13 protein-coding genes (1 of these 13 cut by a window edge) are annotated in these 12766 nt (G+C 76.8%); all 13 read left to right on the plus strand.

All coding sequences use genetic code 11. The features are described from left to right. Positions 1–74: 74 nt before the first annotated feature. On the plus strand, positions 75–1913 hold the full coding sequence (locus tag HWY08_RS05340) for an ABC transporter ATP-binding protein (protein ID WP_176063675.1): 1839 nt from the start codon (positions 75–77) through the stop codon (positions 1911–1913). A 2-nt stretch (positions 1914–1915) separates the two neighbouring features. Further along, complete coding sequence (locus tag HWY08_RS05345) at positions 1916–3217, plus strand: 3-deoxy-D-manno-octulosonic acid transferase (protein WP_176063677.1); 1302 nt, start codon at positions 1916–1918, stop codon at positions 3215–3217. Next, positions 3214–4227, plus strand: a complete 1014-nt coding sequence (locus HWY08_RS05350; protein WP_176063679.1) for a glycosyltransferase family 9 protein — start codon at positions 3214–3216, stop codon at positions 4225–4227. Before HWY08_RS05345 ends, HWY08_RS05350 begins: the two co-directional genes overlap by 4 nt. Further along, the gene (gene lpxK, locus HWY08_RS05355) at positions 4224–5444 is read left to right on the plus strand and encodes a tetraacyldisaccharide 4'-kinase (protein ID WP_176063681.1); all 1221 of its coding nucleotides are present in this window, start codon (positions 4224–4226) and stop codon (positions 5442–5444) included. The genes HWY08_RS05350 and lpxK overlap by 4 nt, the downstream gene beginning before the upstream one ends. Further along, complete coding sequence (locus tag HWY08_RS05360) at positions 5437–6339, plus strand: lysophospholipid acyltransferase family protein (RefSeq protein ID WP_176063683.1); 903 nt, start codon at positions 5437–5439, stop codon at positions 6337–6339. The genes lpxK and HWY08_RS05360 overlap by 8 nt, the downstream gene beginning before the upstream one ends. Before the next feature lie 34 nt (positions 6340–6373). Further along, on the plus strand, positions 6374–7387 hold the full coding sequence (locus tag HWY08_RS05365) for a bifunctional heptose 7-phosphate kinase/heptose 1-phosphate adenyltransferase (protein WP_176063685.1): 1014 nt from the start codon (positions 6374–6376) through the stop codon (positions 7385–7387). Between the two features lie 11 nt (positions 7388–7398). Beyond that, positions 7399–7869, plus strand: a complete 471-nt coding sequence (locus HWY08_RS05370; protein ID WP_176063687.1) for an adenylyltransferase/cytidyltransferase family protein — start codon at positions 7399–7401, stop codon at positions 7867–7869. A 139-nt stretch (positions 7870–8008) separates the two neighbouring features. Then, positions 8009–8884 (plus strand): glycosyltransferase family protein, encoded by an 876-nt coding sequence (locus HWY08_RS05375; RefSeq protein WP_176063689.1) that lies wholly within the window; start codon positions 8009–8011, stop codon positions 8882–8884. After that, on the plus strand, positions 8881–10008 hold the full coding sequence (locus HWY08_RS05380) for a glycosyltransferase family 4 protein (protein WP_176063690.1): 1128 nt from the start codon (positions 8881–8883) through the stop codon (positions 10006–10008). The genes HWY08_RS05375 and HWY08_RS05380 overlap by 4 nt, the downstream gene beginning before the upstream one ends. 20 nt (positions 10009–10028) lie before the next feature. After that, positions 10029–10199 (plus strand): Trm112 family protein, encoded by a 171-nt coding sequence (locus tag HWY08_RS05385; RefSeq protein WP_176063692.1) that lies wholly within the window; start codon positions 10029–10031, stop codon positions 10197–10199. 5 nt (positions 10200–10204) lie between these two features. Beyond that, positions 10205–11185 (plus strand): glycosyltransferase family 9 protein, encoded by a 981-nt coding sequence (locus HWY08_RS05390; RefSeq protein WP_176063694.1) that lies wholly within the window; start codon positions 10205–10207, stop codon positions 11183–11185. A gap of 64 nt (positions 11186–11249) precedes the next feature. After that, the gene (locus HWY08_RS05395; RefSeq protein WP_176063696.1) at positions 11250–12122 is read left to right on the plus strand and encodes a YicC/YloC family endoribonuclease; all 873 of its coding nucleotides are present in this window, start codon (positions 11250–11252) and stop codon (positions 12120–12122) included. Between the two features lie 2 nt (positions 12123–12124). Continuing rightward, a protein-coding gene (gene gmk / locus HWY08_RS05400) for a guanylate kinase (protein ID WP_371869296.1) crosses the window boundary here: on the plus strand, positions 12125–12766 show its 5' portion. Its footprint extends 21 nt past the window's final position; only the first 642 of its 663 coding nucleotides appear in the window; its start codon is at positions 12125–12127; the stop codon falls past the right edge of the window.

Below are 12766 nucleotides of genomic sequence, written 5' to 3' on the forward strand. Positions count from 1 at the left end.
GCCGCCCGCCGGAGGCGGTCTCCCACCTCGCGCCATCCCCAACACCCCGCGGGGTGGCATAGGATGCGCGCCGATTGACCGCCTACCTCCGCCTCCTGCGCTTCGCGGCGCCCTACCGGGCGCGTTTCGCGGCCGCGCTCGGCTGCATGGTCGTGCTGGCCCTGTCGACCGCGGCCTACGTGAACCTGCTCGGGCCGGTGCTGGAGTTCCTCTTCACCGGCCGGGCCCAGGCGGTCGCCAGCCTGGCGCGCTTCCTGCCCGCCTCGCTCGACCTCGCCGGCTGGCTCGGGCGCGTCGAGCGCGAGCGCATCCTCGCCCTGCTGCCGTTCGTCATCGTCGGCGTGGCGGTCGTGAAGGGGCTCGCCTACTTCGGGCAGTTCTACCTCATGGGCATGGTCTCGCAGCGGGTGATCGCCGACCTGCGCACCGCCATGTTCGACCACCTGCTCGGGCTCTCGCCGGACTTCTTCGCCAAGCGCCACTCCGGCGATCTGATGAGCCGCTTCTCCGCCGACGTGCAGTCGGTCGAGACCGCCGTCTCCTACGCGGTCTCGAGCTACATCCGCGACGGGCTCACCATCGTCGTCATGCTGGTGAACTGCTTCGTGCTCGACTGGCGGCTCTCGCTCATGGCGTTCGTCGCGGTGCCGGCGACGCTGCTCCCCATCGTCCGGTTCGCGAAGCGCCTCAAGCGCGTCACCCAGCAGTCGCAGTCCACGCTGGGCCGGATCTCGGAGCTGGTGCAGGAGGCGCTCTCCGGCATCCGGGTGGTGCAGGCCTTCGGGATGGAGCGCTACGAGTCGGCGCGGTTCCAGGCCGAGAACCGGCGCTGGCTGCGCATCATGCGGAAGAGCTTCCTCGTCCGCGCGCTCTCCTCGCCGCTCATGGAGGTCATGGCCGCGGTCGGCCTCTCGCTCGCCATCTCCTGGGTGGGCGGCCGCATCCTGCGCGGCGAGCTCGAGGCCGGGAAGTTCTTCTCCTTCGTGGCGGCGGTGCTGCTCCTCTACACGCCCGTGAAGCAGCTCGGGAAGGTGGGGCAGATCGCGCTCCAGGGCGGCGCGTCCGCCGAGCGCCTGTTCGAGCTCCTCGACGCCCGGACCGCGGTGCCGGACGCCGGGCGGCGCGTGCCGCCGCGCTTCTCGGGCGAGGTCCGGTACGAGGAGGTCGCGTTCTCCTACGGCGACCGCCCCGTGCTGCAGGGGGTGAGCTTCACGCTCAGGAAGGGGGAGGTGGTGGCGCTCGTCGGCGCCTCCGGCGGCGGCAAGACCACGCTCGCCAACCTCCTGCCGCGCTTCTGGGACCCGACCGGCGGGCGGATCACGCTCGACGGCGTCGACCTAAGGGAGCTGACGCTCGCCGGCCTGCGCGCCCAGCTGGCGGTGGTGTCGCAGGAGACGGTCCTCTTCAACGACACCGTCCGCGCCAACATCGCCTACGGCCGGCCCGGCCTCTCCGACGCCGAGGTCGAGCGCGCCGCCCGCATGGCGCACGCCCACGAGTTCATCGCGGCGCTCCCGCGCGGCTACGACACGGTGGTGGGCGAGAAGGGCGTGCTGCTCTCCGGCGGGCAGCGCCAGCGCGTCGCCATCGCCCGCGCCTTCCTCAAGGACGCGCCCATCCTGGTGCTCGACGAGGCCACCAGCGCGCTCGACGCGGAGAGCGAGCGCGAGGTGCAGCACGCCCTCGAGGCGCTCATGGGGTCCGGGTCGTCCGGCGGCCCGCGCACGACCCTGGTCATCGCCCACCGCCTCTCCACCATCCGCGGCGCCGACCGCATCGTCGTCATCGCCGGCGGCCGGGTGGTGGAGGTGGGCCGGCACGAGGAGCTGCTCGCCCGCCGCGGCGAGTACGCGCGCCTCCACCGCATCTTCGAGGGCGGCGAGCGCGGCGAGGTGGGCCTCGCGGCCCTCTAGCCATGCACCTGCTCTACGCGCTCGGCAGCTACGTCGCCTTCCTGCTGCTCCTGCCGGTGCTGCTGTTCCACCCCAAGCTCCGGCACGGCATCCCGTTCCGGCTCGGCCTGTACCCCCGCTCCTTCCGGCGCGGGGCGGGCGCCCCCCGCATCTGGCTCCACGGCGCCAGCGCCGGCGATCTCCTCTCGCTGCAGCCCATGATGCAGGAGCTCAAGCGGCGGCTCCCCCGGTGCTGCATCGTGGTCACCACCATGACCAACAGCGGGCTCGCCATGGCCCGCAAGAAGCTCTCCGAGGCGGACGTCGTCCTGTACGCGCCCTACGACCTGCCGCTCGCCACCCGGCGCGCGGTGCGCGCGCTGCGCCCCGACCTGCTCGTGCTGGAGTACACGGAGATCTGGCCCAACCTCATCCGCGCGACCCACGCCGCCGGCGCCCGCATCGCGCTCACGAACGGGCGCTTCAACCCCGAGAAGCTGCCGCACTACCGCGCGCTGTTCCGGGCCATCGGGAACCCGCTGGCGGCGGTCGACCTCTTCCTCATGCGCTCCGACGAGGAGGCCGAGCGGGCGCTGGCGCTGGGCGCCGCGCCGGACCGGGTGTGGGTGACCGGCAACACCAAGTTCGACGCCCTGGTGCCGGAGGCCGACGCCGCGCGCGCGGCCGCGCTCCGCGCCGAGATGGGGCTGGCCGAGGGCGAGCCGGTGCTCATGGCCGGCTCGACCCACGAGGGCGAGGAGGAGCTCCTCCTCGGCGTCTACCGCGAGCTCCTCCGGCGCCGGCCGGCGCTGCAGCTCGTGATCGCGCCGCGCTACGTGGAGCGCGCCGGGCGGATCATGGCCGCCGCCGCCGAGGCCGGCCTGTCGGTCCGGCTCCGCTCCGGGGGCCCCGCCGCCGGGCATGCGCAGGTGACGGTGCTCGACACCATCGGCGAGCTCGCCACCGCCTACCGGCTCGCCACCCTGGTGTTCGTGGGCGGCAGCTTCGTCCGGCGCGGCGGGCAGAACGTGCTCGAGCCGGCGGGGCAGGGGCGGCCGGTGCTGTTCGGGCCGCACATGGAGAACTTCAAGGACAGCCTCCAGGTGCTGGTGGGCCGGGGCGGCATCCAGGTGGCGACCCCGGAGCAGCTGCTCAAGGTGGCGCAGGAGCTGCTCGGCCGGCCGGACAAGATCGCCGAGCTGGGCGAGCTGGCGCGCCAGGCGGTCTCGCAGATCCGCGGCGCCAGCGGCCGCAACGTCGATCACATGCTGCGGCTGCTCCCGCGCCGCGCCGCGGACGAGGTGAGCGAGGGGGCCGCCGGATGAGCGCCACCAAGATCCTGATCGTCCGCTACAGCGCGCTCGGGGACGTGGTGCTCGCCACGAGCGTGCTCGAGCCCCTGCTGGCGCGCTTCCCCGGCGCGGAGGTGGAGTGGGTCACCGACGCCGCCTACGCGCCGCTGCTGGCGGGCCTCCCGGGCGTGCGCGCCGTCCACCCGCTCGAGCGCGGCGGCGCGGCCCCGGCGCTGGCGCTGCGCGAGCGCCTGCGCGGCCGCTTCGACCTCACCCTCGACCTCCAGCACAAGGTGCGGAGCGCCCTCGTCTCGCACGGCGCGGCCCCGCGCCGGCTGACGTTCCGCCGGCGCAGCGCGCCGGGGGCGGTGCTCGCGCTGCTGGGCACCGATCCGCCGCTCGCGCGGGCCCACGCCACCGTCCTCTACGCCGAGGCGCTGGCGCCGCTCGGCGTCGCGGGCCCCGGCCGCCTCCAGCTCAGCCTGTCGCCGACCGCCCGCGCGCTCGCCGCCGACGCCCTGCCCAGGCGGGGCGGGCCGCTCGTCGCCATCGCGCCGGGGGCGCGCTGGGCGACGAAGCGCTGGCCGGCGGAGCGGTTCGCCGCGGTGGCCGACGCGCTCGCCGCCGACGGCGCCCGCATCGTCCTGGCCGGCGGCCCGGGGGATCGCGAGGCGTTCCAGGCGGTCCGCGCGCTGCTGCGGGCGCCGGTGGCGGCCGACCTCTCCCCGCTGCCGGTCGACGCGCTGGCGGCGGCGCTGGCGCGGGTGCAGCTCCTCGTCGCCTGCGACTCGGGGCCGGTGCACCTCGCCTCGGCGGTCGGGACGCCGGTCCTGGCGCTGTTCGGGCCCACCTCGCCGGTCCGGTGGGGTCCGCCCCCGCCCGGCCGCGCGTTCTCGCTCGGGCTCGCCTGCTCGCCCTGCTCCAACCACGGGGCCGAGTTCTGCCCTGAAGGCCACCACCGCTGCCTGGCCGACCTCGGGGCGGAGGCGGTCGCGGCGGCGGCGCGCGCGCTGCTCGGGGAGGCGGCCGCGGCCAGCCGGTGAGCGCGCTCGAGGACATCTGGTGGGGCCGCGCGCGGCCCGCCCGGCCGGTGGCGGCCGCACTGGCGGCGGCGGAGGGCGTGTTCCGCGCCGGGGCGGCGCTGCGGGGCGCGCTGTACGGCGCGGGGCTCGTCCGGGCCGCCCGCGCGGGCGCGCCGGTGATCTCCGTCGGCAACCTGGCGGTGGGCGGCGCGGGCAAGACGCCGGCGGCGCTGGCGGTAGCCGAGCGGCTCGCGCGCCGCGGCCGCCGGGTGGCGATCCTCTCCCGCGGGTACGGCGCGCGGCGGCGCGGCGAGCGGCTGGTGTCGGACGGCGCGCGCCTGCTGCTCGGGGCGGAGGACGCGGGCGACGAGCCGTGGCTGCTGGCCCGGCGGCTACCCGGGGCGGTGGTGCTGTGCGGGCCGCGGCGGGCGGCGCTGGCGCGGCGGGCGGTGGAGGAGCTCGGCGCCGACGCGCTCGTGCTCGACGACGGCTTCCAGCACCGCGCGCTCAGGCGCGACCTCGACGTGGTGGTGGTGGACGCCGCCGCCCAGGGCGGCAACGGGCGGCTCCTGCCGGCCGGGCCGAACCGCGAGCCGTGGAGCGCGCTCGGCCGCGCCCACCTCGCCTGGATCTCGCGCGCCGACCAGGTGGGCGCGGCCGCCCTCGACGCGCTGCGGGCGCGGCTCGCCGCCGCCACCGGCCGGCCGCCGGTGGTCGCGCGCTACGCCGTCCGCGACGTGCTCGACGGGACGCTCAGCCGCTCGTTCGGCGCGGAGGCGCTGCGCGGCCGGCGGGCGCTCCTCCTGTGCGGCCTGGCGCGCCCTGAGGGCTTCCGGCGGACGCTGGCGGAGCTGGGCGCGGAGGTCGGCGCGGAGCGGGTGTTCCGCGACCACCACCCGTTCTCGGCCGCCGCGCTCGCCGAGGCGCTCCGCGCCGCGGCCTCGACGGGGTGCGACGCCGTCGCGACCACCGAGAAGGACGCCGCCCGCCTCCCGCCGGAGGTGGCCGCCCACCCGCTCCTGCGGGTGGTGCGGATCGACGCGGAGATCGTGGAGGGCGGCGAGGTCCTCGACGAGCTGCTCGACCGCGCGCTGGGGGCGCTGCCTGCGATCTCGACCGCCACCTCGACCGCCACCTCGACCGCGACCACGACCGCGATGGGCGGCGCGGCGCCCGCTTCGCCTCCCTCTCCCTCACCAGCGGAGAGGGACGGGGAGAGGGAGACGAACCGTGGGTGATCCCCTCCGTCCCCCCCTCCGCCCCGTCCCTCGCTGGCTCCGCCGGGCCCTCTACGCCCTGGGCGCGCTCCTCGCCTCGCTGGCCTGGCTCCTCGGCGTCCGCCGCCAGGTGGTGCTCGCGAACCTGCGCCTCGCCTTCCCGGAGAAGGGCGAGGCGGAGCGGCGCGCCATCGCCCGCCGCACCTACCGCAACCTGGGGCGGCTCGCCCCGGAGTTCCTGCTCGTCCCGCGGCTCACCCGCGCCGAGCTCGACAACGTGTTCGTCTACGACGGGTGGGAGCGGTACGAGGCGGCGCGAGCGCGCGGCAAGGGGGTCATCGCCTGCACCGCCCACTTCGGCAACTTCGAGCTGCTCGCCGCGGCGCACACGCTGCGCGGCGTCCCCATCACCATGGTGACCCGCAAGATGGGGAAGAGCGGCGCCAACGACGTGTGGCGGCGCGGGCGGGCGCGGGCGGGGGTCGAGGACCTGGTCGTGAGGCGCGGCGAGACCCTGGCCGCGGCGCGGCGCGCGCTCGCCGCCGGGCGGGTGCTCGGGTACGTCATCGACCAGAACCAGCCGCGCCGCCGGGCCGTCTTCCCCACCTTCTTCGGCGTGCCCGCCGCCACCTCGCCCACCCCGGCCGTGCTGGCGAGGCGCACCGGCGCGGCGGTGATCTTCATCCTGGCCGTCCCGATGGGCGACGGGCGCCACCGGGTGCTCATCGAGGGCCCCCTCGACCTGCCCGACACCGGCGACCACCGCGAGGACGCGCTCCGCTTCATGCAGGACCTGAACGATCGCCTGGAGCGCCGCGTCCGCGAGCACCCCGACCAGTGGTACTGGCTGCACCGCCGCTGGAAGACGCGGCCCGCCGAGGAGGACGCCGCCGCCGCGCGCGCCGCGTCACGTTGACGCTCCTCGCCCGGGCGCGGTAGGACAACGAGCGATGCGCCGCCCCGCCGCCGTGAACGGGATCGCCCACCTGGCCGGCCTGCTCGATCGGATCGCCGCCGCCGAGGTGGTGGTGGTGGGCGACTTCATGGCCGACGAGTGGGTCTACGGCGAGACCGAGCGCATCAGCCGCGAGGCGCCGGTGCTGATCGTCCGCTGGGAGCGGAGCGAGCTCAAGCCGGGCGGCGCCGGGAACGCGGCCCAGAACCTGGCCGCGCTCGGGGTCACGGTGCGGGCGGTGGGCGTGGTGGGCGACGACGCCCTCGGCGCGCAGCTGCTCGACACCCTCGCCGCCGCGCGGGTCGACGTGGACGGCATCGTGAAGGTGCGCGGCCGGGCCACCGAGTCGAAGACCCGCATCCTCGCCGGCGGCCGCTCCACGCGGCGCCAGCAGATGCTCCGGGTCGACCGCGCCCCGCAGGCGGCCCTCTCGCCCACCGCCGACGCGCGCGTCGCCCGCGAGCTCCAGCGCGCGGCGCGCGGCGCGCGGGCGGTGCTGGCGAGCGACTACGGCTCGGGCTCGATCGGCGCCCCGGCGCTGGAGGTGCTGCGGGCGCTCGCCCGCGGCGGCCTGCCGGTCTGCGTCGACTCGCGCTACCGGCTCGTCCACTACACCGGCCTCACCATGGTGAAGCCGAACGAGGTGGAGCTCGAGACGGCCAGCGGCGTGCGCGTGGACGGGCTCGCGGCGCTGGAGCGGGCGGCGCGGGCGGTGCTGCGCAAGACCGGGAGCGCCGAGCTGCTCGTCACGCGCGGCCGCCACGGCATGTCGCTCTTCCGCAAGGGGCACTCCCCCGTCCACATCCCGCCGCACGGGGCCCAGGAGGCGGTCGACGTGACCGGCGCGGGGGACACGGTGGCGGCCACCTACACCGCCGCCATCGCCGCCGGCGCCGATCCCGAGTCCGCCGCCCGCCTCGCCAACGTGGCCGGCGCCCTCAAGGTGCAGAAGCCCGGCACCGCCACCGTCTCGCGCGGCGAGCTGCTCGCCGAGATGGTGAAGGGCTAGGCGCCGCGCCGATGCCGAAGCGGCTCCGGCTGGAAGACCTGGCGGGCCTGCGGGCCGAGGCGAGCGCGGCGGGGCGCACCATCGCGCTGGCGAACGGCGTCTTCGACCTCTTCCACGTCGGCCACCTGCGCTACCTCGAGGGCGCGAAGCGGCTCGCGGACCTGCTGGTGGTGGCGGTGAACGGCGACGCCTCCGCCCGCCTGCTCGGCAAGGGGCCCGGGCGCCCGGTGGTGCCGGAGGACGAGCGCGCCGAGATCGTGGCCGCGCTCGCCTGCGTGGACCGCGTGGTGGTGTTCGACACGAAGGACGTGGTCCCGGTCATCCGCCTCCTCCGCCCCGACGTGCAGGTGAAGGGCACCGACTACACGCCCGACACCATCCCCGAGGCGGCCGAGGTGCGGAGCTACGGCGGGCGGGTGGCGGTGGCGGGCGACCCCAAGGACCACTCGACCACCGCCCTGCTCGGGAAGCTCAGGACGTGATGGCGCACATCTTCGAAGCGACGCTCGAGATGGGGGGCGCGGGGGGAGAGGTTCTCCCCCCGCTAGAGGCGCCGCAAGGCGCCGGATCTCGACTCACAGCGGTGGGGACGCTGGCGGGTCGGAAGCACGGTCGGCCGCTGTGAGGGTCTCGGGGTTCACCTTCGTCCGGGACGCGGTCCGGCTCGGCTACCCGATCCTGCCCGCCGTCCGGTCGATCCTGCCGCTGGTGGACGAGCTGGTGGTGAACGTGGGCGCCTCGCCCGACGGCACGCTCGACCTCGTGCGCTCGCTCGGCGACCCGCGGCTGGTCGTCCTGGAGTCGCGCTGGGACGAGGGGCAGCTCGAGCGGGGGCGGGTGCTGGCGCAGCAGACCGATCTCGCGCTCGCCCGCTGCTCCGGCGACGTCTGCCTGTACGTGCAGGCCGACGAGGCGCTGCACGAGGACGATCACCCGGCGGTGCGCGCGGCGCTGGCGCGGCTGCACGAGGACCCGCGGCTGGAGGGGCTCCTCTTCGACTACGTCCACTTCTACGGCTCGTTCCACACGGTCGGCGCCTCGCGCCGCTGGTACCGGCGGGAGATCCGCGCGGTGCGGAACGGCGCCGGCGTGCGCTCCTGGCGCGACGCGCAGGGGTTCCGGATCGGCGCGGGGGAGGGGGCCCGCAAGCTCCGCGTCGCCCCGAGCGGCGGGCGCATGTTCCATTACGGCTGGGTGCGGCCGCCCGAGGCGCAGCGGGTCAAGCTCGCGGAGTTCGAGCGCCTGTACCACGGCGACGCCGCGCGGGAGCGGCGGCTCGGCCAGGCCTTCCGCTACGACGTCGGCGAGAAGGTACGGGCGTTCCGCGGCACGCACCCGGCGCCGATGCGCGAGTGGATCGCGCGCGAGGACTGGGCCTTCGAGCCGCGCCCGGCGCTCGTGCGCAGGGGTCACCTGCGCGAGGACCTGCTCGACCTCTTCGAGGCCGCCACCGGCGTCCGGGTCGGCGAGTACCGGAACTACGAGCTCGTGCGGTGAGGATCCTGGAGCTCCTGAGCTCGCCGGTCTGGACCGGGCCGGCGGAGCCGATGGCCTCGGTGGCGGCCGGGCTGCGCCGGCGCGGGCACGAGGTCGAGCTGGCGGTGGACGCGCGCCGGCCGGGCGACCTGCGGGAGCGACTGCGCGCGCTCGGCTTCACCGTGCGGGACGACCTCGCCCTCTCGACGCGCGGCTTCCCGCCGCCGCTCCTCGCCGACGCGCTGCGCCTCTCCCGCGTCGGCCGGGGCTTCGACGTCGTCCACGCCCACTTCTCTCACGACCACGCGGCGGCGCTGCTCGGTCTGCGGCGCCGGCCCGACGGCCCGCGCGTGGTCCGGACCGTCCACTCGGCGCGCTCGCTCCGGGAGCGGCCGCTGCAGGGGCTGGCGCACCGCCGCACCGACGGCCTCGTCGCGGTCTGCGAGGCGCACGCCCGGCGCCTCGTCGAGCGGTTCCGCGTCGACCCGCGGCGCGTGCTCGCCACCCGCGGGGCGGTCGACGCGGCGCGCTTCACGCCCGAGGGCCCCGACCTCCGGGCCGAGCTCGGCCTCGCGCCGGGGCAGCCGGTGGCGGGCATCGTCTCGCGCGTGAAGCCGGATCGCCGCCACGCCGAGCTCGTGGACGCGTTCCGCGAGGTCGCCGACCGGCTCCCCGAGGCGCGGCTGGTGGTGGTCGGGCGGGGGGAGGGCCTGGAGGAGCTGCGGGTGCGGGTGGCGCACCGCGGCCTGGAGCGGGCGGTCGTCTTCGCCGGCTACCGCACCGGGCCCGAGCTCGCCGCCGCCTACCGCACCCTCGACGCCAAGGTGCTGCTGGCGGAGGGCAACGACGGCACCTGCCGCGCGCTGCTCGAGGCGATGGCGTGTGGCCGGCCCGGGGTCGCCTACCGCTTCGGCGCCCCGGCCGAGGCGATCGTGGACGGCGCGACCGGGCTGCTCGTCGAGGACGGCGACGTCGCGGCGCTGGCGTCGGCCCTGGTCGAGCTGCTCCAGGCTCCGGCGCGCGCCCGCTCCCTGGGCCGAGCGGCGCGGCAGCGCATCCAGGAGCTCTTCACCGAGGAGGCGCGCACGGGCGCCGTCGAGCGCTTCCTCGTGGAGCTGCGCCAGCTGCCGCCCGCCGTGCTATGACCTTCGCGGAGGAACCGACCGTGCCCCTCGCCCCCGAGCTGAAGGAGATCCTGGCCTGCCCCAAGTGCAAGGGCAGCCTCGAGTTCCACGAGGAGCGGGCCGAGATCCACTGCCCGCGGTGCCGGCTCGCCTTCGCCATCCGGGATGACATCCCGGTCATGCTCGTCGACGAGGCGCGGCCGCTCCCCTGAGACCCGTGCGCGTCCTCGTGCTGCAGCCGGGGTACCTCGGGGACACGGTCTTCCTCGGCCCGGCGGTGCGCGCGCTCAAGGCGCGCTGGCCCGAGGGGCGCGTCGGGCTGTGCGTCACGCCGCGCGGCGCGCCGGCCGCGCGCCTCCTGCCCGGCTGCGACGAGGTCCTCGTCTTCGACAAGCGCGGCGCGGACCGCGGGCCCGCCGGGCTGTGGCGCGCGGGCCGCAGGCTGCGCGCCTTCGGGGCGGAGCTGGCGCTCGTGCCGCACGTCTCGGCGCGCACGGGGCTCCTCGCCTGGCTCTCCGGCGCGCCGCGTCGGATCGGGTACGCGCCGCTCTGCACCGAGCGCGTGCGGCTGGACCGCGGCCGGCCGTTCGTGGACCGCGCCCTGGTGCTGGCGGAGCGCGCCGGCGCGCCGGGCGAGCCGGCGCTCGCGCTCGACGCCCCGGCCGCCCACGCCGCCTACGCGGAGGGCGTGCTGGCGGGGGCGCGCCGGCCGGTGGTGGGGCTCGTGCCGGGGGCGGAGTGGGCCACCAAGCGCTGGGCCGCCGAGCGGTTCGCGGCGCTCGCCGCCGAGCTCGTCCGCGACGGGGCCACCCCGGTGCTGCTGGGCGGCCCCTCGGAGCGCGCGCTCGCCTCGCGGATCCAGGCGCTCTCCGGCGGCGCGCTGCGCGACACCACCGGCAACGCCATCGACGAGGCGGTGGCGGTGCTGGCGCGCTGCGATCTGGTGGTGGGGGGCGACACGGGGCTCGTGCACTGCGCCCGGGCGCTGCAGCGGCCGGCGCTGGTGCTGTTCGGCCCCACGGCGCCCGAGCGCCACCGCTTCACCCACCGTGAGCGCGCGCTCACCGTCGGGATCGCCTGCCAGCCCTGCCACGATCACGGCCCGCCCACGTGCCCGCTCGGCCACCACGGCTGCCTGGCGCAGCTGGAGGTCGCGCAGGTGGCAGGCGCGGCGCGGGCGCTGCTCCAGCTGCCTTGACGCTCCGGCGCCCGGAGGCTACGGTCCGTCGCCGGCGCGTTCGGCCTGCGCCGCAGGGGTGCCGATGATCCGCAGCATGACCGGGTTCGGGGCGGGGCGGGCCGCCGTCGCGGGCGAGGAGATCGACGCCGAGGCGCGCTCGGTCAACCACAAATTCTGCGAGGTGAAGGTGCGCGTGCCGCGCGAGCTCGCCTCCCTCGAGCTCGAGGTGGCCCGGCTCGTCAAGGAGCGGCTGGCGCGAGGCGGCGTCGAGGTCACGCTCCGCCGCGCCGGCCGCAGCGCGGTCGCGCCGCGGGTCGATCCGGTGCTGGCCGCCGAGTACGCCCGCGCCTTCCGCGACATCCAGGCGCACCTGGGCCTGGCCGGCGGGGTGGCGCTGTCTGACGTGCTGGCGGCGGAGGGCGTGGTGCGGCTCGAGGAGCGCCCGGTCGACGCCGAGGCGGCCCGGGGGGCGGTCCTGGCCGCGGTCGATCAGGCGCTCGGCGCGCTCCTGGCGATGCGCGCCCGCGAGGGCGACGCGCTCGCCCGGGACCTCGAGGGGCGGCTGGCGCAGGTGGAGGCGCTGGTGGCGCGCGTCGAGCAGCTCGTGCCCGGCAGCGTCGAGCACTACCGGGCGCGGCTGCAGGAGCGCATCCAGGAGGTGGCGCGCGGCGTGGCGGTGGACCCGGCGCGGCTGGCGCAGGAGGTGGCGCTCTTCGCGGATCGCACCGACGTCACCGAGGAGATCACCCGGCTGCGCAGCCACCTCGCCCAGACCCGGGGCCTGCTCGCCGGCGCCGAGCCGGCCGGCCGGAAGATGGACTTCCTCGTGCAGGAGATGCACCGCGAGGTGAACACGGTCGGCTCGAAGTCGCAGAGCGCGGAGGTCGCGGCCCTGGTGGTGACGCTCAAGGCCGAGATCGAGCGCATGCGCGAGCAGGTGCAGAACGTGGAGTGATGGTGGACCCGAGCTCTCCCGGCCTGCTCCTCGTGCTCTCGGCGCCCTCGGGCGCCGGCAAGACCACGCTCGCCCGGCTCTTCCTGGCCGGCCACCCCGAGGCGCGCTTCTCCGTCTCGGCCACCACCCGCGCCCCGCGCGGCGCCGAGCGCGACGGCGTGGACTACCACTTCGTCACCCGCGACCGCTTCGCGGAGCTGGTCGCCGCGGACGCCCTGGCGGAGTGGGCCGAGGTGCACGGCCAGCGCTACGGGACCCTGCGCGACACCGTCGAGGAGTCGCTGGCGGCGGGGAGGGTGGCGGTCTTCGACATCGACGTGCAGGGCGGCGCGCAGGTGAAGGCGCGCTGGCCCGGGCAGGCCGCCACCGTGTTCGTCTTGCCGCCCTCGCTCGAGGAGCTGGAGCGGCGCCTGCGGACCCGCTCCACCGATCCCGACGCGGCCATCGCGCGCCGCCTGGGCGCGGCGCGCTCGGAGATCGAGCGCGGGCTCGCGCAGTACGAGTACGTGATCGTGAACGACGAGCTCGCGGCGGCGCAGCGCCAGCTCGAGGCGATCGTGGCGCACGAGCGCGCGCGGCTCGCCGGGCGGCGCGACGAGGCCGCGAGCGCGCTGGCCGAGGCCGTGCGCCGGGAGCGCGTGGAT

The organism is Anaeromyxobacter diazotrophicus, from assembly GCF_013340205.1.
GTDB lineage: Bacteria > Myxococcota > Myxococcia > Myxococcales > Anaeromyxobacteraceae > Anaeromyxobacter_A > Anaeromyxobacter_A diazotrophicus.

Excerpts from the sequence above, each read along its gene's own strand:
- HWY08_RS05365 (WP_176063685.1), top strand. The coding sequence starts at position 6,374 with ATGCGCCGCCCCGCCGCCGTGAACGGGATCGCCCACCTGGCCGGCCTG.
- HWY08_RS05395 (WP_176063696.1), top strand. The coding sequence starts at position 11,250 with ATGATCCGCAGCATGACCGGGTTCGGGGCGGGGCGGGCCGCCGTCGCG.
- HWY08_RS05345 (WP_176063677.1), top strand. The coding sequence starts at position 1,916 with ATGCACCTGCTCTACGCGCTCGGCAGCTACGTCGCCTTCCTGCTGCTC.
- HWY08_RS05370 (WP_176063687.1), top strand. The coding sequence starts at position 7,399 with ATGCCGAAGCGGCTCCGGCTGGAAGACCTGGCGGGCCTGCGGGCCGAG.
- HWY08_RS05350 (WP_176063679.1), top strand. The coding sequence starts at position 3,214 with ATGAGCGCCACCAAGATCCTGATCGTCCGCTACAGCGCGCTCGGGGAC.